Source organism: Bacteroides uniformis (assembly GCF_025147485.1).
In the GTDB taxonomy this organism is placed as follows: domain Bacteria; phylum Bacteroidota; class Bacteroidia; order Bacteroidales; family Bacteroidaceae; genus Bacteroides; species Bacteroides uniformis.
Genome location: NZ_CP102263.1, coordinates 2,855,960 through 2,876,304 on the forward strand (window position 1 = coordinate 2,855,960; position 20,345 = coordinate 2,876,304).

Below are 20,345 nucleotides of genomic sequence, written 5' to 3' on the forward strand. Positions count from 1 at the left end.
TTTGAGGTTCGTACGACAAAACTAACAAATTTTTTTGAAACTTTGTTCGGAATATCAGTTTTTTTATGATTGTCTTTATCTTCCAACTCCTTTTGGGGTGTTGTTTTGCGAGGTTTGCTTTTTTCTTCTCCAAAAGTCTCCATTCGTACGGCTCCCGCGATAGATTTTGTTTTCCTTGGTTTTGGCCTTAATTTCTTCAGTCTTGATTTTCTGGGCTTTTAAACCATCGGCGGTGACAAATGGGTGTTCTTTTATTACTGGGATACTTTTCCCTATCAATTTTTGGATATCTTTCAGGTAAGGCAGTTCTTCCGATTCGCAAAAGGAGAGGGCAATACCGTCGTGGCCGGCACGTCCGGTTCGTCCGATACGGTGCACGTATGTTTCCGGAATGTTGGGCAACTCATAGTTGATGACGTGTGATAGTTGGTCCACGTCGATACCTCGTGCTGCAATATCGGTTGCTATCAGTACACGCAGTTCATGGTTCTTAAAGCCGGTCAGTGCTCGCTGTCGGGCATTCTGCGACTTGTTTCCATGTATGGCTTCGGCTCTTATTCCGGACTTACTAAGGGTACGTGCAAGTTTGTCTGCTCCATATTTAGTTCTGGTGAAGATAAGTACGGACTTGATAGCCGGATTCTTCAGCAGATGAATCAGTAAGTCTTTTTTCTCTTTTTTCTCAACGAAATAGACTGATTGGGAGATTGTGTCAACCGTAGACGATGCAGGGGTGACTTCCACTTTCTCGGGGTGCGTCAGCATGGAGTTTGCCAAGGTCTCTATTTCCGGAGGCATTGTGGCCGAAAAGAAGAGAGTCTGCCGTTTTGCGGGCAATAGCTTTAATATGCGTCGGATATCATGTATGAATCCCATGTCCAGCATCCGGTCTGCTTCGTCCAATACGAAGAATTCGAGTGCTTTTAGGTTAATGAAACCTTGGTTGACCAGGTCTTGCAGTCGTCCGGGAGTTGCAACCAGTATTTGTACTCCACGTTTCAGTTCATCTGTCTGTGGCTTTTGTCCTACACCGCCGAAGATGACGGCATGTCTCAGTCCGGTATACTTACCGTATGCACTGAAGGATTCTCCTATCTGTATGGCCAACTCGCGGGTCGGCGTCAGAATGAGTGCTTTGATACTTTTGCGATTATCCGTTTTATATAACTTTTGCAAGATAGGGATGGAAAATGCGGCGGTTTTGCCTGTTCCGGTTTGAGCACATCCTAATAAGTCTTTTCCTTGAAGTAATATAGGGATCGATTTTTCCTGGATTGGGGTAGGGGTGGAATACCCCTCTTCTTGAAGAGCCTTCAATATAGGTTCTATCAAATTCAAATTTTCAAATGTCATGTAATCAATTAAGTGAGCCTCATGCTCTGTTTATATTTGGCAAATATACGTCAAGTCTTCCGGGAAATCTCTTTTTATGGAGGGGTTTAATTATATTTAACTAAGGATGCTGAGGTATAATCGCATGTTATGGTGTACTTTTGTTCCATATTTAGATAGTGGCATGGAAAAATGATGAAATTGCATTTAAAATATCTTTGGATTGTATTGGTGGCTTGTACTTTGACCGCTTGCATGAATGGTGGGGGTGACTTGGCCGGTAAGTGGCAGTTGCGTCAGTATCAATATGCCGACGGTACATCAGAGAAGGTGGACAGTGTATTCTATAATTTTCAAAAAGGAAGTTTTTCTGCCATATGTTTGTTGAAAGATGGAGGGTTGACTACGTTTTTTGGAAATTATTCTTTGAAAGGTGCTGAAATTTCCATTATTTTGTTGCCTGAAAGCGTTAACGATAAAAATTATGATACTTATTTCGGGTGGCCGGAAGGAAAATGTACCTTTAAAGTAGAAGATTTGTCCTACTCTTCATTGCGTTTGGAATATGAGGGCACGAAATCTATTTTTCGAAAATTTTGAGATAAAGAATAAGAATAGACGATTTTACTAATAAAAACAATAGAAAAGATGAAAAAATTAGCCGTATTGGGAATGGGAGTATGCATAGCTCTGGCATTCTCTTCTTGTAAATCAAGTGAAAGTGCTTATAAGAAAGCATATGAAAAGGCAAAACAGCAGGAATTGGCTGAGCCGCAAACAACTGCCCCTGCTGAAGAGGTGGCTCCAGTGGTTACCGCTCCAGTAGAAGTAAAGGTGGTGGAAAGTGCACCTGCCGGCATGCGTCAGGAAAAGGTGACTGTGGTATCAGGTGGTACCAGCTTGAAAACCTTTAGTGTAGTTTGCGGAGCTTATAGCGTGAAAGCTAATGCGGAAGGTGTGAAGCAGGCATTGGTGAATGAAGGCTATACTGCAATGGTGGTTTACAATGCAGAAAGAAACCTGTATCGTGTAGTTATCGGTACATTCGATGACAGAGCATCCGCCGAGAATCTACGCGACTCTTTCAAAGCTAAACATCCTTCGAATGATGACTTCCAGAAGGCATGGTTGCTGTATAGCGTCAATTAATAGAATTCTTTTTGGTAATTCATAACAGAAAGGAATGTATGTTTCCTTTCAAGATGAGGCAGTAACTGCGAAGTTACTGCCTTTTTCATGATATGCCGAAAGAATGTGAAGGCTGGCGCTGTCGCGTGTTTGGTTTGGCAAAACAAAGTGTTTTCTTTAACAGAACAGTTTGTTTCATTAAAGAGAACACTTTGTTTCTCTTAACAGAACATCTCGTTCTATCGCATAAAAACAAAATGTTTTTATATACTGAAACAACTTGTTTTTAAAGGTTGAAACAAAGTGTTCAGTACTGTGAACTAACGGACTAATTGAGAAAAGACCCAGATAAACTCATGTTGTCACAGTCTCTTTAGTTCCTCTTCCTTCGTGAATATTTCACTCTATTTCTCTGCTCCGGATTGATTTTTCTGATTGTGAAAAGTGCTTATAATATTCTCTCTTTCGTTTAAAAGAAGTTATAAAACAAGAGGTGGAAACTTTTAGACCTGAAAAAGTTTTTAATTTTGTGCCTTATCTTTGAGAAGAATATAGTATGGAACGACGATATATACTGAATGCGATTGATGCCGCTTTGCAGGCTGGCGAGAAAATTCTTTCCATTTACGATGATCCGGCATCGGATTTTCAGGTAGAAAAAAAAGCGGATAATTCTCCTCTTACTATTGCCGACCGTAAGGCTCATGAAACTATCTGCCGTTTTTTGGCTGATACACCTTTCCCTCTGCTAAGCGAGGAAGGCAAACATTTGCCTTTTTCGGAACGACGGAGTTGGGAAACTTTATGGATTGTAGACCCTTTGGACGGTACGAAGGAGTTCATTAAGAGGAACGGTGAGTTCACAGTGAATATAGCTTTGGTGCATCACTCAGTACCGGTAATGGGAGTCATTTATGTGCCGGTAAAAAAGGAGCTCTATTTTGGAGTGCATGATTCGGGTGCTTATAAGCTATCTGGTATTACTGCACGTGATGGAATGTCGTGGGATGAACTGCTTGCGAAAGCTGTCCGGCTGCCGGAAACAAGCGTGCACGAACGGTTTGTAATTGTGGCTTCCCGTTCGCATCTGACGCCCGAGACAGAAGATTATATCGAGAAAATGAAATGCAGCCATGCGGAAGTTGAGCTTATATCAAGTGGAAGTTCCATCAAGATTTGTCTGGTAGCTGAAGGCAAGGCTGATGTATATCCTCGTTTTGCCCCTACGATGGAATGGGATACGGCGGCTGGGCATGCTATTGCACGTGCTGCCGGAATGGAAATTTATCAGGCGGGGAAGGAAGAACCTTTGCAATATAATAAGGAGGATTTGCTGAATCCGTGGTTTATCGTAGAACCCAAGCATACCGAAATAAAATAACGACTTTATGACATTTGAGATATTGTTTGTGCTACTGGCATTGTTGGGCATGGTGATTGCCTTGGTTCTGGATAAAATGCGTCCGGGCATGGTGCTCTTTTCTGTCGTAGTATTGTTCTTGTGTGCAGGTATCCTCACTCCTAAGGAGATGCTGGAAGGGTTCAGTAATAAGGGGATGATGACTGTTGCCATGCTGTTTTTGGTCAGTGAAGGCATCAGGCAGTCGGGTGCTTTGGGGCAAGTAATCAAGAAGCTGCTTCCCCAAGGTAAGACTACGGTCTTTAAAGCGCAGTTCCGTATGTTGCCCACCATTGCTTTTATTTCAGCTTTTCTAAACAATACTCCGGTGGTTGTTATCTTTGCTCCCATTATCAAGCGTTGGGCCGAATCTGTAAAATTGCCTGCTACCAAGTTCCTTATACCCCTTTCTTATGTGACGATACTTGGCGGAATCTGCACCCTGATAGGGACGTCGACCAATCTGGTGGTGCATGGTATGATATTGGAAGCCGGATATGAAGGCTTTACTATGTTCGAGTTGGGTAAAGTGGGCATTTTCGTCGCGATTGCAGGCATCCTTTATCTGTTCGCTTTTTCCTCAAGGCTTTTGCCGGATGTTCGTACGGATGCGGTAAAGCTGGATGAGGAGCCGGAGGAGCATGGAGATTTACATCGGGTGGAAGCTGTACTCGGCGCCCGTTTTCCCGGTATCAACAAGAAACTTGGTGATTTTAACTTCAAGCGGCATTATGGGGCCGAAGTGAAGGAGATTAAGCGTAGCGGTCAGAGCATTGTCGGAAATCTGGAAAATGAATATCTCCGCGAAGGGGATACGCTGGTGGTGATGGCTGATGACTCTTTTGTAAAGACCTGGGGGGAATCTTCGGTGTTCGTGTTGCTGGCCAATGGCAAGGATACGGAACCGGTGCCCGGAAAGGGAAAGCGCTGGTTTGCCTTGGTTTTGCTGATATTGATGATAGTGGGTGCAACGGTTGGTGAACTTCCGGTTGTCAAGGAAGCTTTTCCGGAAATCAAGTTGGATATGTTTTTCTTCGTTTCCATTACTACTATCATTATGGCCTGGACAAAGATATTTCCGGCCCGCAAGTATACCAAATATATATCTTGGGATATTCTGATAACGATTGCTTGTGCTTTTGCTATCAGCAAGGCGATGGTGAATTCCGGAGTGGCAGATGCTGTGGCGCGTTTCATTATAGGCATGAGCCATCATTATGGCCCCCACGTGTTGCTGGCTGCTGTGTTTATCATAACGAACTTGTTTACAGAGCTGATTACGAACAATGCGGCCGCGGCACTCGCTTTCCCGTTGGCACTTTCCATCTCTTCACAGATGGGAGTCAGTCCGATGCCTTTCTTCGTTGTAATTTGTATGGCGGCTTCCGCCAGCTTCTCCACTCCTATAGGGTATCAGACTAATTTGATTGTACAAGGTATCGGTAACTATAAGTTCACGGATTTTGTACGCATCGGATTACCTTTGAATATCATTACTTTCCTGATATCCATTTTCTTGATTCCTTTAATTTGGCCATTTTAAAAAAAAGAAGAAATAATAACATATGGAAGAAAACAACCACATATATCCGATATTTGACAGAATGCTGATGCGGAAAGACAAAGAAGACTTGTTGAAGCAGCACAGCGTGATGGTTTGGTTTACCGGCTTGAGCGGCTCCGGCAAAAGTACGATAGCCATTGCCTTGGAGCGCGAACTTCATAAAAGAGGATTGCTTTGCCGTATCCTGGATGGTGACAACATCCGCAGTGGCATCAACAATAATCTCGGTTTTACGGAGGCCGACCGTGTGGAGAATATCCGGCGTATAGCCGAAGTTTCCAAACTCTTTCTTGATACGGGTGTTATAACAATCGCGGCTTTTATCAGTCCTAATAACGATATTCGTGAAATGGCGGCTGATATTATCGGACAAGACGATTTTCTGGAAGTTTATGTCAGTACCCCGCTTGAAGAGTGTGAACGCCGTGACGTGAAGGGACTTTATGCCAAGGCACGTAAGGGAGAAATCAAGAATTTTACAGGTATTTCCGCGCCTTTTGAGGAACCGGCTCATCCGGCTTTGACGTTGGACACCTCTGTTCTCAGCCTGGAAGAATCGGTCAATAAACTGTTGGAACTCATTTTACCAAGAATTCAGAAGAAATAAGATATAATGAAAGAAGAATATAAATTGAGCCATTTGAAGGAACTCGAAGCAGAGTCCATTCATATTATCCGTGAAGTGGCAGCGGAGTTTGAAAATCCGGTGATGCTGTATAGTATCGGCAAGGATTCTTCGGTTATGGTGCGCTTGGCCGAAAAGGCGTTTGCTCCCGGCAAAGTGCCGTTCCCGTTGATGCACATCGATTCCAAGTGGAAGTTTAAGGAGATGATACAGTTCCGTGACGAGTATGCCAAGAAGTATGGTTGGAACCTGATAGTGGAAAGCAATATGGAAGCTTTCAATGCAGGTGTCGGGCCTTTTACGCATGGCAGCAAGGTGCATACGGACTTGATGAAAACGCAGGCTTTGCTCCACGCATTGGATAAGTATAAGTTTGATGCGGCATTCGGTGGTGCTCGCCGCGACGAGGAGAAGTCACGTGCCAAAGAGCGTATTTTCTCTTTCCGCGACAAGTTCCATCAATGGGACCCCAAAAATCAGCGTCCCGAATTGTGGGATATTTATAATGCCCGGGTACATAAAGGAGAGAGTATCCGCGTATTTCCGTTAAGTAATTGGACGGAGCTGGACATCTGGCAATATATACGTTTGGAAAACATCCCTATTGTGCCGTTGTATTTTGCCAAGGAACGTCCTTGTGTGGAGATTGACGGAAATCTGATAATGGCGGATGACGACCGCTTGCCGGAACAGTACCGCGACCAGATAAAGATGCGTATGGTGCGTTTCCGTACGCTGGGTTGCTGGCCGTTGACCGGTGCTGTGGAAAGCGATGCCGATACCATCGAGAAGATTGTCGAGGAAATGATGACCACCACCAAGAGTGAACGGACGACCCGTGTCATTGACTTCGACCAAGACGCAAGCATGGAGCAGAAGAAGCGCGAGGGATACTTCTAAAGGAATTAAAAATTAAGAATTAAAAATTAAATCATTAAGGATGAACGATTCTACACTTGATATAAAGGCTTTTCTTGATAAGGATGAGCAGAAAGACTTGTTGCGCTTACTGACTGCCGGTTCTGTGGATGACGGAAAATCCACATTGATAGGCCGTCTGTTGTTCGACAGCAAGAAACTATATGAGGACCAGCTGGACGCACTGGAACGCGACAGCAAGCGCATGGGAAATGCCGGCGACCACATTGACTACGCCCTTTTGCTGGACGGCTTGAAGGCGGAGCGCGAACAAGGCATCACCATCGACGTGGCATACCGCTACTTCTCGACCAACAACCGTAAGTTTATCATTGCCGATACTCCGGGACACGAGCAGTACACACGCAACATGATTACCGGGGGCTCTACGGCTAACTTGGCAATTATTCTGGTGGATGCACGTATGGGTGTCATTACGCAGACGCGCCGGCATACTTTTCTGGTGTCGTTGCTTGGCATCAAGCATGTGGTGCTTGCTGTCAATAAGATGGACCTGGTGGATTTTTCCGAAGAACGTTTTAATGAGATAGTCGATGAATACCGGAAGTTTATAGCTCCATTGGGTATTCCTGACGTAAACTGCATTCCGCTGTCAGCTTTGGATGGCGACAATGTGGTGGAGAAATCGGAACGTACTCCTTGGTATGAGGGTATTTCACTTCTTGACTTTCTGGAGACGGTACATATTGACAACGACCATAATTTGAAGGATTTTCGTTTCCCGGTTCAATACGTCTTGCGCCCCAATCTCGATTTCCGTGGTTTTTGCGGTAAGGTGGCTTCGGGTATTATTCGTAAGGGAGATGAAGTGATGGCATTGCCTTCCGGTAAGAAGTCGCATATCAAGAGTATAGTTACATACGACGGCGAATTGGATTACGCCTTTCCGCCACAGTCCGTCACCCTGACTCTGGAGGACGAAATAGATGTGTCGAGAGGGGAAATGCTGGTACATCCGGATAACCTGCCCGTCATGGACCGCAATTTTGAAACGATGCTGGTTTGGATGGATGAAGAGCCGATGGATATCAACAAATCATTCTTCATCAAACAGACCACCAATATAAGCCGCACCCGCATCGACAGCATCAAGTATAAAGTGGATGTCAATACGATGGAGCATCTTTCCATTGACAACGGAAAGTTGAGCAAGGAAACATTGCCGATGCAGCTCAATCAGATTGCGCGCGTGGTGCTGACCACTGCCAAAGAGCTTTTCTTTGACCCTTATCGGCAGAATAAGGCTACCGGTTCGTTTATCTTGATAGACCCGATAACCAACAATACCAGTGCTGTAGGTATGATTATCGATAGGGTGGAGGATAAGGACATGCACTTAGCTGAGGACCTGCCTATACTGAATTTGCCTAAGCTGGGTATAGCTCCCGAACATTACGAAGCTATAGAAAAGGCTGTGAAAGAGCTGGAACGCCAGGGCGTGGCCGTACGGATAGAGCGCAGTACTTCTTTATAAGTATTGCAGTTCTCTCTCGGTATCACCGGAAGAAAACCATAACATATTAATATAAAGATAATAATGGGATTGTTAGAATTCAATAAGCTTCCGATAAACACCCTGGTAGGTGCGGATTGGAAAACATTCAAGGATATAACGGGCGGTCGTGACATCGGTGCTGCCTACAAAGGTAAGTATCGGCTGACAAAAGCCGTCTGCCGCCTGCTGTCCACTTTGGCTCCTCTGCAGGACAGACGCTATGAAAAGCTCCTGGCAGATAAGCCCTTGGAGCATGATCCGGTATTCATTTTGGGACACTGGCGTAGCGGGACTACGTTTGTGCATAATGTTTTCTCCTGCGACAAGCATTTCGGCTACAACACGACATACCAGACTGTATTTCCGCATCTTATGATGTGGGGGCAGCCTTTCTTCAAGAAGAACATGAGTTGGTTGATGCCGGACAAACGTCCCACGGACAATATGGAACTTGCCGTTGACCTTCCGCAAGAAGAGGAGTTTGCTTTGGCAAATATGATGCCCTACACCTATTATAATTTCTGGTTCCTGCCCGAATATCAGCAAGAGTATGCCGATAAATATCTGCTGTTTGATGATATTACAGAGAAAGAACTGAAAGTGTTTGAGGAGACTTTCGTCAAATTGATAAAAATCTCTCTTTGGAATACGAAGGGAACTCAGTTTCTTAGTAAGAATCCGCCTCATACGGGACGTGTGAAAGAGCTTGTCAAGATGTTCCCCAATGCTAAGTTTATCTATCTGATGCGTAATCCTTATACTGTTTTCGAAAGCACACGTAGTTTCTTTACTAACACCATTCAGCCGTTGAAGTTGCAGGATATCAGTAATGAGGAGCTTGAGAAGAATATTTTGTCCATTTATGCCAAACTGTATCATAAGTACGAAGCGGACAAGACATGCATTCCTAAAGGAAACTTGATAGAGGTGAAGTTTGAGGACTTCGAAGCGGATGCAATGGGAATGACTGAACATATCTACAAGGCTTTGTCCATTCCGGGCTTTGCAGAGGCACGTGCTGATATTGAAAAGTATGTAGGCGGAAAGAAAGGATATAAGAAGAATAAATACAAGTATGATGAGCGTACAGTGCAGTTGGTTCAGGATAACTGGAATTTTGCGCTGGAACAGTGGAAGTACGATTTATAATGATTGTCAATTATTAATGAGAGAAATGATTCAAAAGAAAGTTCGTATATTGGGAATGCTGTCTGCCATGCTCTGTTGCGGAGCAGTTTCTGCACAGCAGCACGAGGTAGAGATGATTCCTTTCGGAAATATGGATCAATGGATTGACCGCCAAATCAAGGAATCCGGTATTATTGGCGGTGCCACGAAGAATGTATATGCCATCGGGCCTACTGCTACTGTCACCGAGACCAAGGCATACAAGAATATGGGAGGTTCGCCGTGGGCGACATCCAATGTGATGGCCCGGGTAGCCGGTATCACGAAAACCAATACTTCTGTTTTCCCGGAAAAGCGAGGGGATGGTTTCTGTGCCCGTATGGACACCCGTATGGAGAGTGTGAAGGTTTTTGGAATAGTGGATATCACGGTGCTGGCTGCCGGCTCCATGTTTCTGGGTGAGGTGCACGAACCTATCAAGGGGACCAAGAATCCGCAGAAAATGCTGAATTCCGGCATACCGTTTACAAAGAAACCTATCGCCATACAGTTTGATTATAAAGTAAAGATGTCCGACCGCGAGAAGCGTATCCGTGCAACGGGCTTTAGCCGTATCACAGATGTGGAAGGAAAGGACTTCCCGGAAGTGAATCTGTTTCTGCAAAAGCGTTGGGAAGATGAGAAGGGGAATATCTATGCCAAGCGCGTAGGAACGATGGTCGTAAGATATTATACTACTACCGATTGGCATAATAATGCCACTTATTCCATCATGTACGGTGATATTACCGGTGACCCTGCGTACAAGGCCCACATGATGCGTCTTCAGGTTGAAGAACGCTATGCAGTTAATAGTAAAGGAGAGAGCGTACCTATTAAGGAGGTTGCCTGGGGGACGAAGGACGATGTGCCCACTCATTTGCTGTTGCAATTCACCTCTAGTCATGGTGGTGCTTATATAGGTTCTCCTGGCAATTCGCTATGGATTGACAATGTAAAATTGGTCTATTAGAATAAAAGCAGTTAAAGTTGATGTCATACTTTAGCTGCTTTTTTTATGGAGTCAACGAGACTTTGACTTACTTCTTATTTCAAATGAATTTTGTATGTCAGCCCTCCCGTGAAATATTTCATCCTCTGCATTTCGACCTGCACATGCAGATGCTTGAACAGCAGATAAGTGGCTCCCAAAGCAAAGTCCTTGGAGTCGTACTCCGCTATCACCCTCAACTGCGGATGGAAGGAGGGATTGTAGGTGACACCCAGTGCAAAGCCATTCAGTTTGTACTCCTTGCGGTTGTTGTAAAGGTAGGAAAGATGGACACCGATCTCCTCCTTACCCACAACGGGTATATGCTTGGAGGCGGCAATATAGAAACGGCTGTAATAGCCGTTACCTTCCGTGGTGCCTACCTGGCCGCCACCGGAAGAAGTGAACGGGTCGGACGTCCCCAGCACGACAGCCGGCATGTATTTCCAGAACTGCCCCTCCTTCAACACACGCAGACGGGCGGAAAAGTAGCGGTCCTGGTTCGTGAATCCGCTGTACCCGTATGGCTTCAATCCCAACGCCTCCGCCTTGAAGAGCGTACACGTGTAGGCCACTTCCAGAAAGGGGAAGATGGTGACGTTCAGGAAGTAGTTGTAGGTATGATAGTACCAGGTGGGCGGTGTGAGCTCCTTGTTCAGGAAGTTGCCGCCGACCATGAAAGTCTTGTCGCGCTGCATCTCCGCAGAGGGCGCATGCAACAGCCCGGTTGTACCATACGTCAACTGGGAAAAGGCCGAAAGGGAAAGGCTGCAAAACAGAACAATAAAGAATAGCTTAAACTTCATCATCACATATAAATTCAGTCGCTGATAAAAAATGGGTTGCTTTATAACATACATCGGACATAGTACCAAAAAAAGGCGTCTGAGTCCCAGACGCCTTCATTTTTAGAGTCTATTTGTCACTTGGAGTGTATTATTCCAGGATAACTACGCGGTTCAGGAAGTTCTTACCGAACATGTTTTCAGTACCACCGAATCCTACGAGTTCAAGCTGGTCCTTGTCAACACCCTGAGCAATCAAAGCGTCGTAAACAACCTGGGCACGCTTTTCGGACAGCTTCTGGTTCCAAGAAGCGCTACCGGTAGCCTTGTCTGCATAACCTGCAACTTTGTACTTCTTGTCCGGATTAGCCTTCAGAATCTTGGCAGCCAGTTCGATGTTAACCTTGCCATAGTCGTCCAGACGGGCGCTGCCAATCTTGAAGAAGATGGCACGCGGACCGGCAACTTCAACTTCCTTGGTCACTTCCTTAACTTCAGGTTTAGCGTTGGCCAGTGCATTCTTGCAGTTAGCCAGGTCAGCCTGAGCCTGAGCCAGTTCACTTCTATATCTGTTGATTTCCGCATTGACTGCGTCTTCGTCAATCTTAGAAACCGGAATAAACTTCTTACCGCCGAAGATGTAGCTAACACCTGCGGTCAGCATACCTGTACCTTCAGCCTTGCGATGGCTGCTGATATTACCGAAAATGGACGGAGCGATGGCACCGCGAGCTTCTACGTCAATGGTCCACTTGGTGTTGATATTGAACTTCAAGCCCAAACCGGCAGAAGCGCCTACACGTGCTCTAGCCTTTTCATCTCCATCAGGAATCATTGTTCCATCGTTTTGAATCAGCACATTTGCTGACTTTGCAACAGTTACTTGAGGACCCAAGAATCCATAAACTTCAAAGAAACGGTTAGGATTAACGCCTGCGAACAATGTAGAAAGATTGATCATTGCATCAATGTTACCACCAAAGTACGTCTTATTGTGTTCCCAATATGAGTTATCCAGACACAAGTGCTGAGTAACGCCATTGAACTGGGCACGTACACCCCATGTCGGAGTAATCAACTTACCAACTGATACGCTGAAATGCGGAGCCAATTTATTGAAACCATCATTGTTGATAGCGTGGACACCACCACCTACACTCACGAAAATATTATCGCTCCATTTCGGAGTGTAGTAGTTCGTTTTTTCTTGTGCATTCAGATTTGCTGCACAAGCGCCTGCTAATAATAAGGAGGCTATTACTAATTTACTTTTCATTATTCCTTTAGTTTAAAATTAAAATAATAACTAAAACTATTATTATTCAGCAGCACCGTCACCACCACCGGCATTGTTACCATTGCCATGACCGTGACCATGACCATGTTCAGTTGAAGTAAAGACTGGATCTACAACAGTCTTAACTACCTTCTTAATCTTTACATTAGGAATAGTGTACAGTTTGCCATCCACCACTGTAGAGATTGTATTATCAGAAGTTTCGTATTCTGTAGTAGTCTTCAAAGTTACAATAGTATAAGCAGGAACTGTTACTTTCTTAGTATAAGTTACATCTGTGATACCCGGGCTATATGATTTAACCAATGCTTTCAACACCTTTTTTACTTCATCATCAGACAATCCTCTAGTTATAGGCATAGCATCAATCGATGCATTTACAGCAGCAATATTAGTAACTTCTTGTCCAACTTTTGCTGTATATGGCAGATCCATTTCTTTTTCTTTACTACTTGTATTTTCACCACCTTTTTGTTCTCCTCCAACTTCACTAGGGGTAATAGTTTCCTCATCCTGATCAACAACAACATCTTCAGCAGCATTCAGTTCTTGTTGCAAGAAAATACTTACCGGAATCAAAGCAAATTGTCCTTTATTCAAAGCAGGAACAGTAGCTTGGCCTTCTCCAGACAGATACTCGTCTTTTGTAGCTGCAAAAGTTCTTGTTGCAGCAGCAATCTTTCCATCTGAACCAGCTTCAATTACGAAAGGATTGCTAGTAATAGCAGCACCATTTTCTGTAATGCTTGCACCATTTATGATAGAACCATCTGATAAATCATATACAGTAATAGCAACAGTAGCACTTGCAGGGTCCAATTCTACAGGCGCAACATTGAATTCTTCTTTTTCGCAGCTTGTGAACATCACACTTGTCAAAGCCACTGCCGCCAATGCTAATTTAGCATTTACGCCACTTAAAAAAATTTTCTTTTTCATCTCAATTAATTAATTAAAAATTTAACAATTCTGACTTAATAAAATATGGGTTAAAACTATTTCTTTCCATTATATTATCACTTGCTTCTGCCTTATAGTCCTTATAATAATACCTTTCATTACCCGCATTATAAGCAATGCCCATGTTAGTAGAAGTATTCACACGTGGGATATGCCCCCTTCTTTTATATTTGTATGGAGGCAATGCCACTTGAAACCGAAATCCTCCATTTGCTTTGGCATGCTCCGCCTTCATCGCATAAAAGCCTATCGAACAATAGCGGAAATGACGGATCATTTCAAACCGAACCCCCTTTTCCTTCAACAAATACTGTTCAGCCTTCAGTGTGAACAGTGTATTAAATCGTGGCCAATAGAAATTTCCACCCAAAGACCACGTCATACGCCATAATGAAGGATCATATTGGAACCTAAATCCGTCCCAACGTCCAGCTCCCGTATATCCTATTCTTGCCAACAAAGAAAAACGTTCATCTTTAAAGGGGCGAAAGAAATCTACATCAGCACCATATCGGTTACCACTAAAATAGCCTACAGAGAATTTACCAAAAACATTATAAGGCAACCTGAAACGTTGTGAAAGAGTTAGGAAACCCGGATGAACCTTTCCTTCCCGAGCTCCATATCCATCATTATAAACCGGTATCTTCACTTGTGCTGTGGCTTTCATCCCCTTCCATAACGAAATTTCTATTGCAGGGCTCAAATCAAATAGAATTTGATAAATCTGCGTAATAATCACGTTCTTGAAAGAGAATTCCGGATACACCAATATATCAATCTTGAACAAAGAACTATTTTTCAACTTTATTTTTCGTGCATTTTTCCAAGTATCACCCAATTCATAGCTTACATTCCAGTCATCACGTTCTGCTTGGAGCACCGAATCTCCCTTTATGGGATGATAATAAAGAGAAATCTGGGGTACATTATTATCCAGAACTATTATGCGGCATGACTTTTCTTCCGGTACACCTGCTAATAAATGGGCTTTCTATCTAAAACACAGACAATCCTTGGCTTCTCTCTCTTTGTTTGTCTGCTGTTGCATAGGGGATTAATGATGCCTAACGGCCATGAACAACTCTGCTAATGGTCGTCAAGCGATTGCTTTATGGCCGTAAGCAGGGTTGTTCATGACTGTTAGGCGTCACTAACCCCAAGACTTTTCGGATGAAGTACGTAGCCTGCATCTATTGTGGATAGGGCGCAAATGTATTGTACAACAACTTAAAGGACATTAGACGGCATTATTCATAGCCATGAGTTAGAAATCATCCGCTTGAATGGCTCACTCTACCGGTACCTTTCATAGTCCCTGCGGAATGATGCGTCCTACCGCCCAACTCGATATCCACCGATTTCGTAGAAGAGCAAGCTCGAAAATGCAGGAAAAACGAACTGATTGATTTATGTAGCTCTTACGTAATATTATGCTAGTAAACAGGTGGTTACTGCAAAACCTCGGCGTTTCAGGCAGGTGGAAGCAAAATTTGCTTCCACCTTTTCGGCTTGCTTCCACCGCAGGGCAAATGCCGATGGATAGGGGAATGCAGAAGGTGGGTGGAAGTGTGGAAGCAAAGTGATGGAAAATAAATTTCCAGAGAAAGTTTCCGCCGCCATAGCAATAGCCACACTCTTGATAGTTTAATTGTTACTGGCTTATTATTATATTTGTTCTTTCAGTAACGCTGTGCCCTATACTGTAAATATTTGATAGTTAATAAGGTAATTATAAAAAAAGACAAGAGTGATAGAACATGAAAGCAATTTGTAGGATTGATTTTTGTTACTGCTTTGTTACTACTAATAATAAACTGTATGTTTTTATTTAAAGAATATGAAAAAGCAATTGAATTTAAAAGAGCCAATAAAGGTGAGAACAAAAAAATTGGTTAATGGATGCCAATCCATATATCTGGATATTTATATGAATGGAAGGCGGCAATACGAATTCTTAAAGTTGTATATTATCCCTGAACATAATCAAGCTGATAAAAAAAGAAATGTCGAGACGCTAAATTTGGCAAATGCGATAAAGGCTCAGAAGATTTTGGAAATATATAATCAAACTTACGGATTTAATCATAACAGATTGTCCAATATGAAGCTGACTGGCTATATGAAATTAATAGCAGAACAAAGTGTGAACAATAGAGTACGGAAAAGTGCCATACATGCCGTTGTATGCCATTTGGAAAGATATACTCCGAATGGAATATTGCTAAGGAAGGTGGACAAGACTTATTTGTTGGGTTTTATAGATTACTTGAAGAAAACAAAACAAGAACATTGTAAGAAGGAAAAGACATTGCATGTTAACACCCAATTCTATTATTTGAAAACGCTGCGCTACTGCTTGAATAGGGCCGTCTCTGAAGATTATATAACTGTTAATCCGATGAATAAGATAAAGAACGAGGACAAACCAAAACGTAATCGAACAGAAAGGGATTATCTTACTATAAAGGAATTGACCAGATTGGTTCATACTCCTTTTTATAATACCTTATTAAGGAAAGCATTTTTATTCAGCTGTTTTTGTGGATTGAGGCATTGTGATATTATTGCATTGAGATGGGAAGATATACGCTATGATGAAAATGGCAATGCACTATTGAGTATTATTCAGAAGAAGACGAAAGAAGCCATATCGCTTCCACTCTGTTCGGAAGCCATAAAACATCTGCCAGACAGAGGAAATGCACCAGAAACGGAAAAGGTGTTTGCCGGATTGGTCTCACTGGGGAGAAGTAATGTAATTTTACACAAATGGGTTGAACAAGCTGGGATATCAAAGCATGTAACATTTCATACAGCGCGCCACACACATGCAACAATGATGCTGACACTGGGAGTAGATTTATATACGGTCTCCAAACTATTGGGACATACCAATATACAAACAACACAAATTTATGCAAAGCTTGTAGATGAAAGTAAAAAGAAAGCTATTGATTTAATTCCTAATATATCATAGGGGTTGGTTAAATGCGAAGTGCAATTTGTCATTCTCTTTAATTCTTGCAGATATTTCTTCTATTTATCCTTTTTCAGAGAAAAGTGAATTAGCAAAAACATCTGAAAAATGACTATTTGGCACAAAAAACAACATTCTGTATAGTAATTATGCACAGCTATATTAAGGATTTTAAGATAGCTAATATATTTCATATAAACATTCTGAGTATTTGTTGGGGGCTTTTGAAGAAAAAACAACATTATTTCATTTTTTCATATAAAAATCTTTGGTATTATTAAAAATGTGTCTATTTTTGCAGCATATTTTGTGTTATACGAACACAAAAAATGGTTGAAAAAGATGAGGTATAAAAACTCTAACATAAGAAAGTGCCTAAATACTAAAACAATAGCACTGTGTGCAGCGTTCTTTTTATACTGTTTGCTCCCTTTAAAAGGGATTTGCCAAACGGGGGAAAGTACTGTAGATGCTTTAGTGGAAATGGGATTTGAAAATGTTGGATGGACAGAAGATGGCAATGAACGTGTGTATGTTCTGCAGAACTCTGCATATCGTTTGCAAGGCGTAGGCATAGGCAAAGCGGTGGATGTTATTCAAAAGATGGGTTTACCGGAAGAAAAGTCATGCCGGATAATAGTTCTGGACAATAATGTACCTCAGATTTCTCTTTATTATCATCCCATAAAGGGGGATTCGGTGCTCCAAGCAGAACGTGATGACTGGAATGTAAGCTATGAATTGGGTGATACTTGGAAAAATGCACGGAAAATAAAGTTGAAAAATAGTTCTTTGTTCAAGATTGATGTATTGGTATATCCTCAATTAGCTTTCAAGAATCTGGTGATTACACAGATTTACCAGGTCTTGTTTGATTTGAGTCCTGCGATAGAAGTTTCGTTATGGAAAGGTATGAAATTAACGGCACAGTTGAAAATACCGGTTTATAATGATGGGTATGGAAGGTTTGAAGATAAAGTTCATCCAGGACATATTACAATTTCACAGCGTTTTAGATTACCGTATAATGTGTTTGGTAAAGTGACTGTGGGATGTTTTAGTGCTGACCAATATGGAGTGGACGCCGAATTTTATCGCCCTTTTAAGGATGAACGCTTTTCCTTAATGGCTCGGATTGGGTATACAGGAATGGGATATTGGAGCGGATTTCGCTATGTATATGATCCTTCGACAGCACTTGTTACTTGGTCTTTGGGCGGTAGCTTTTATTGGCCGCAATTTAACACTCAGTTTAATCTGAAAGCAGAACAGTATTTATTGAAGGAGAAAGGTGTTAAATTTGAAATGATTCGCCATTTTCGCTATTGTTCGATTGGTTTCTATGCAATGAAAGCAGAACATGCAAAGATGAATGGAGGCTTCCGATTTCAAGTGGCATTACCTCCTTATAAATATAAAAGGAAAGGATATATACCTCGTGTGAATACCTCTGCTAATATGGGCATTGTTTATAATGCAGGTAATGAAAGGTACTATTATAGACAGTATAAAGCGGAAGTTAGTGACAATATAATGGAAGAAAATAGTTTTAACCCATATTTTATTAAGTCAGAATTGTTAAATTTTTAATTAATTAATTGAGATGAAAAAGATTAAATTCTTAAACGGCATAAGTGCAGTATTTGCGTTAGCCGTAGTAGCTTTAGCTACAACTTTAACTTCTTGTGAGAAGGAAGAGTTCAACGTTAATGTAACTCCTACTAATGCACAAGCTGTTATTAGTCCGATTGTGCTTGCTATAGAGGATGGTGTTACTACAGATGTAACTGGCCAAGCCACTATCGCACCTGCAGAGTTGACATTTACTGGTAATCCTACTCTGGCTGCTAAGAGTGTTGATGTTACAGCTTCTTATAATGGTTTGAGTGCAACTGTTACAGTTAAGGTTCCTGCTTTGCAAGCTGGGCAATTTGCTACTCTGACTCCGACTATCATTCTTCAGGAAGAAGATGCTGAGACTAAGATTGTAGCAGAATCTACAAAACTTGAACCAGTAACGGATCCTAAAGTTAAGACTTGGGATAACTACGAGCTTTATTGGTTTGACATTCCATCATTCCCTTATGTAGTAAAAGAAGGTGCAAAAGTAGGTGCAAAGAAAATCAATACAACTGATCTTATTGAACGCGCAGCTATTGAATCTTTCTTTAACACGCTTGAGAATACATATGAGGAAACGACAGTAACAACACCGGAGAATAAGTATAAAGTTTATGCTAACTCTAGAACAACTGCATCTATTACTTATACTGTTGTAACAACTGAATATAAAGTAGTGAAGAAGGCTGTAACAAAAGCTGAAACAGAGCCTTTAGCTTCTATTGAAGTAGATGATTATACAACTTCTACACTGTTTGTTCTTGAAAATCAAGATATTCCTGGTCACGGTCATAGCCACGGTCATGGTCATGGTCATGGTGAAGGCAATGCCGGTGGTGGTGTTGGTGAACTTGATTAATAGAAGTTTTAGTTGTTATTTATCTTAAACTCAAGAGAAAATGAAAAGTAAATTAATGATAGCCTCCTTACTATTGGCAGGCGCTTGTGCAGCAAATCTGAATGCACAGGAAAAAACGAACTACTACACTCCGAAATGGAGCGATAATATTTTTGTCAGTGTAGGTGGTGGTATCCACGCCATCAACAATGACGGTTTCAATAAGATTGCTCCGCATTTCAGCGTGTCAGTTGGTAAGCTGATTACTCCGACTTGGGGGGTACGTGCTCAGGTAAACGGTATTACTCAGCATTTGTGTTTGGATGATGCATACTGGGAACACAACAAGACTTATGTAGGTGGTAACATTGATGCAATGATCAATCTTTCTACATTGTTTGCCGGTGCTAATCCTAACCGTTTCTTCGAAGTTTACGGTTTCTTGGGACCTCAAATTTCTGTAGCAAAATCTCAAAATGTGGATGTTACAATTAGTGCTGACGGTACTTCGCAGTCTATGGCTCCTGCCGGTGAAGCTGAAATGCGTGCACGTATCGGCGCTTCTGCCGGTTTGGGCTTGAAGTTCAATATCAACACTAAGTGGGCCATTGACGTAGAAGCTCGCGGTGCCATCGCTCCGTCCATTTTCGGTAACATCAGCAGCCATCGCAAGGCTGAAGGTACAGGTATGCTGACCGCAGGTGTTAGCTACATCTTCGGCGGTAAGAAGTTTATTCCGGTTTCTAAGATTGACGAAGACGCAGTCAATGCGGAAATCAACAGATATAGAAGTGAACTGGCTCAGGCTCAGGCTGACCTGGCTAACTGCAAGAATGCACTGGCCAACGCTAAACCTGAAGTTAAGGAAGTGACCAAGGAAGTTGAAGTTGCCGGTCCGCGTGCCATCTTCTTCAAGATTGGCAGCGCCCGTCTGGACGACTATGGCAAGGTTAACATCGAACTGGCTGCCAAGATTCTGAAGGCTAATCCGGACAAGAAGTACAAAGTTGCAGGTTATGCAGACAAGGCTACCGGTAGCGCTTCTTGGAACCAGAAGCTGTCCGAAAAGCGTGCCCAGGTTGTTTACGACGCTTTGATTGCTCAGGGTGTTGACAAGGACCAGCTTGAACTCGTAGGATTCGGTGGTACTGAAAACATGTTCGGTAAGAACTTCCTGAACCGCGTAGTTATCCTGGAATAATACACTCCAAGTGACAAATAGACT

At 42.5% G+C, this 20,345-nt stretch carries 18 protein-coding genes and 1 pseudogene; 13 read left to right on the forward strand and 6 right to left on the reverse strand.

Annotated elements, in window-relative coordinates:
* Nucleotides 1-75: 75 nt before the first annotated feature.
* Nucleotides 76-1,353 (reverse strand): DEAD/DEAH box helicase, encoded by a 1,278-nt coding sequence (locus NQ510_RS11200; RefSeq protein ID WP_005826566.1) that lies wholly within the window; start codon nucleotides 1,351-1,353, stop codon nucleotides 76-78.
* Nucleotides 1,354-1,527: 174 nt separating this feature from the next.
* Here NQ510_RS11200 and NQ510_RS11205 point away from each other — a divergent pair, with 174 nt between their 5' ends.
* From NQ510_RS11205 to NQ510_RS11245, 9 genes are all read left to right on the forward strand, one after another.
* Complete coding sequence (locus tag NQ510_RS11205) at nucleotides 1,528-1,932, forward strand: lipocalin-like domain-containing protein (RefSeq protein WP_172685027.1); 405 nt, start codon at nucleotides 1,528-1,530, stop codon at nucleotides 1,930-1,932.
* Nucleotides 1,933-1,980: 48 nt separating this feature from the next.
* A complete protein-coding gene (locus NQ510_RS11210) occupies nucleotides 1,981-2,481 on the forward strand; it encodes an SPOR domain-containing protein (RefSeq protein WP_005826564.1) in 501 nt (166 codons plus the stop codon).
* Between the two features lie 535 nt (nucleotides 2,482-3,016).
* Entirely contained in the window at nucleotides 3,017-3,841 is an 825-nt protein-coding gene (gene cysQ, locus NQ510_RS11215) for a 3'(2'),5'-bisphosphate nucleotidase CysQ (protein WP_005826562.1), read from the forward strand.
* A 7-nt stretch (nucleotides 3,842-3,848) separates the two neighbouring features.
* Nucleotides 3,849-5,402, forward strand: a complete 1,554-nt coding sequence (locus NQ510_RS11220) for an SLC13 family permease (protein ID WP_005826561.1) — start codon at nucleotides 3,849-3,851, stop codon at nucleotides 5,400-5,402.
* 22 nt (nucleotides 5,403-5,424) lie between these two features.
* Complete coding sequence (gene cysC / locus NQ510_RS11225; RefSeq protein ID WP_005826559.1) at nucleotides 5,425-6,030, forward strand: adenylyl-sulfate kinase; 606 nt, start codon at nucleotides 5,425-5,427, stop codon at nucleotides 6,028-6,030.
* A gap of 6 nt (nucleotides 6,031-6,036) precedes the next feature.
* The gene (cysD, locus tag NQ510_RS11230) at nucleotides 6,037-6,948 is read left to right on the forward strand and encodes a sulfate adenylyltransferase subunit CysD (RefSeq protein ID WP_005826557.1); all 912 of its coding nucleotides are present in this window, start codon (nucleotides 6,037-6,039) and stop codon (nucleotides 6,946-6,948) included.
* Between the two features lie 40 nt (nucleotides 6,949-6,988).
* Nucleotides 6,989-8,461 carry a sulfate adenylyltransferase subunit CysN gene (cysN, locus tag NQ510_RS11235; protein WP_005826555.1) on the forward strand — a complete coding sequence of 491 codons (1,473 nt, stop codon included), beginning with the start codon at nucleotides 6,989-6,991 and terminating at the stop codon, nucleotides 8,459-8,461.
* A 63-nt stretch (nucleotides 8,462-8,524) separates the two neighbouring features.
* The gene (locus NQ510_RS11240) at nucleotides 8,525-9,631 is read left to right on the forward strand and encodes a sulfotransferase family protein (RefSeq protein ID WP_005826550.1); all 1,107 of its coding nucleotides are present in this window, start codon (nucleotides 8,525-8,527) and stop codon (nucleotides 9,629-9,631) included.
* A 25-nt stretch (nucleotides 9,632-9,656) separates the two neighbouring features.
* A complete protein-coding gene (locus tag NQ510_RS11245) occupies nucleotides 9,657-10,622 on the forward strand; it encodes a PCMD domain-containing protein (protein ID WP_034525516.1) in 966 nt (321 codons plus the stop codon).
* Nucleotides 10,623-10,696: 74 nt separating this feature from the next.
* On the opposite strand, the gene NQ510_RS11250 is transcribed toward NQ510_RS11245, so the two are convergent.
* The 5 genes and pseudogenes from NQ510_RS11250 to NQ510_RS11270 all read right to left on the reverse strand — a co-directional run bounded on the left by NQ510_RS11250 (nucleotide 10,697) and on the right by NQ510_RS11270 (nucleotide 15,317).
* Entirely contained in the window at nucleotides 10,697-11,449 is a 753-nt protein-coding gene (locus NQ510_RS11250) for a YjbH domain-containing protein (RefSeq protein WP_034523133.1), read from the reverse strand.
* A gap of 127 nt (nucleotides 11,450-11,576) precedes the next feature.
* Nucleotides 11,577-12,701: an OmpA family protein gene (locus NQ510_RS11255; RefSeq protein WP_117749940.1), complete on the reverse strand. Its 1,125-nt coding sequence runs from the start codon at nucleotides 12,699-12,701 to the stop codon at nucleotides 11,577-11,579.
* 42 nt (nucleotides 12,702-12,743) lie between these two features.
* Nucleotides 12,744-13,661 (reverse strand): peptidase associated/transthyretin-like domain-containing protein, encoded by a 918-nt coding sequence (locus tag NQ510_RS11260; RefSeq protein WP_005827850.1) that lies wholly within the window; start codon nucleotides 13,659-13,661, stop codon nucleotides 12,744-12,746.
* Between the two features lie 13 nt (nucleotides 13,662-13,674).
* Nucleotides 13,675-14,658, reverse strand: a pseudogene (locus tag NQ510_RS11265) (hypothetical protein); the annotation flags it as partial.
* A gap of 455 nt (nucleotides 14,659-15,113) precedes the next feature.
* Entirely contained in the window at nucleotides 15,114-15,317 is a 204-nt protein-coding gene (locus NQ510_RS11270) for a hypothetical protein (protein WP_225982718.1), read from the reverse strand.
* A gap of 205 nt (nucleotides 15,318-15,522) precedes the next feature.
* Here NQ510_RS11270 and NQ510_RS11275 point away from each other — a divergent pair, with 205 nt between their 5' ends.
* From NQ510_RS11275 to NQ510_RS11290, 4 genes are all read left to right on the forward strand, one after another.
* Complete coding sequence (locus NQ510_RS11275; protein ID WP_005827858.1) at nucleotides 15,523-16,662, forward strand: site-specific integrase; 1,140 nt, start codon at nucleotides 15,523-15,525, stop codon at nucleotides 16,660-16,662.
* A 342-nt stretch (nucleotides 16,663-17,004) separates the two neighbouring features.
* Nucleotides 17,005-18,252, forward strand: coding sequence for a hypothetical protein (locus NQ510_RS11280; RefSeq protein ID WP_005836064.1), 1,248 nt, complete (start codon nucleotides 17,005-17,007; stop codon nucleotides 18,250-18,252).
* Between the two features lie 13 nt (nucleotides 18,253-18,265).
* Nucleotides 18,266-19,141: a DUF3869 domain-containing protein gene (locus NQ510_RS11285; protein WP_005827864.1), complete on the forward strand. Its 876-nt coding sequence runs from the start codon at nucleotides 18,266-18,268 to the stop codon at nucleotides 19,139-19,141.
* A gap of 40 nt (nucleotides 19,142-19,181) precedes the next feature.
* Complete coding sequence (locus NQ510_RS11290; protein ID WP_005827866.1) at nucleotides 19,182-20,321, forward strand: OmpA family protein; 1,140 nt, start codon at nucleotides 19,182-19,184, stop codon at nucleotides 20,319-20,321.
* Nucleotides 20,322-20,345 lie beyond the last annotated feature (24 nt).

What these genes read in the sequence shown, in the direction of transcription:
- cysD (WP_005826557.1), top strand. Translation starts at nt 6,037, where the DNA reads ATGAAAGAAGAATATAAATTGAGCCATTTGAAGGAACTCGAAGCAGAG.
- NQ510_RS11275 (WP_005827858.1), top strand. Translation starts at nt 15,523, where the DNA reads ATGAAAAAGCAATTGAATTTAAAAGAGCCAATAAAGGTGAGAACAAAA.
- cysQ (WP_005826562.1), top strand. Translation starts at nt 3,017, where the DNA reads ATGGAACGACGATATATACTGAATGCGATTGATGCCGCTTTGCAGGCT.
- NQ510_RS11255 (WP_117749940.1), bottom strand. Translation starts at nt 12,701, where the DNA reads ATGAAAAGTAAATTAGTAATAGCCTCCTTATTATTAGCAGGCGCTTGT.
- NQ510_RS11200 (WP_005826566.1), bottom strand. Translation starts at nt 1,353, where the DNA reads ATGACATTTGAAAATTTGAATTTGATAGAACCTATATTGAAGGCTCTT.
- NQ510_RS11210 (WP_005826564.1), top strand. Translation starts at nt 1,981, where the DNA reads ATGAAAAAATTAGCCGTATTGGGAATGGGAGTATGCATAGCTCTGGCA.
- cysC (WP_005826559.1), top strand. Translation starts at nt 5,425, where the DNA reads ATGGAAGAAAACAACCACATATATCCGATATTTGACAGAATGCTGATG.
- NQ510_RS11280 (WP_005836064.1), top strand. Translation starts at nt 17,005, where the DNA reads ATGAGGTATAAAAACTCTAACATAAGAAAGTGCCTAAATACTAAAACA.
- NQ510_RS11260 (WP_005827850.1), bottom strand. Translation starts at nt 13,661, where the DNA reads ATGAAAAAGAAAATTTTTTTAAGTGGCGTAAATGCTAAATTAGCATTG.
- NQ510_RS11245 (WP_034525516.1), top strand. Translation starts at nt 9,657, where the DNA reads ATGATTCAAAAGAAAGTTCGTATATTGGGAATGCTGTCTGCCATGCTC.
- NQ510_RS11250 (WP_034523133.1), bottom strand. Translation starts at nt 11,449, where the DNA reads ATGATGAAGTTTAAGCTATTCTTTATTGTTCTGTTTTGCAGCCTTTCC.
- NQ510_RS11285 (WP_005827864.1), top strand. Translation starts at nt 18,266, where the DNA reads ATGAAAAAGATTAAATTCTTAAACGGCATAAGTGCAGTATTTGCGTTA.
- cysN (WP_005826555.1), top strand. Translation starts at nt 6,989, where the DNA reads ATGAACGATTCTACACTTGATATAAAGGCTTTTCTTGATAAGGATGAG.
- NQ510_RS11205 (WP_172685027.1), top strand. Translation starts at nt 1,528, where the DNA reads ATGAAATTGCATTTAAAATATCTTTGGATTGTATTGGTGGCTTGTACT.
- NQ510_RS11290 (WP_005827866.1), top strand. Translation starts at nt 19,182, where the DNA reads ATGAAAAGTAAATTAATGATAGCCTCCTTACTATTGGCAGGCGCTTGT.
- NQ510_RS11240 (WP_005826550.1), top strand. Translation starts at nt 8,525, where the DNA reads ATGGGATTGTTAGAATTCAATAAGCTTCCGATAAACACCCTGGTAGGT.
- NQ510_RS11220 (WP_005826561.1), top strand. Translation starts at nt 3,849, where the DNA reads ATGACATTTGAGATATTGTTTGTGCTACTGGCATTGTTGGGCATGGTG.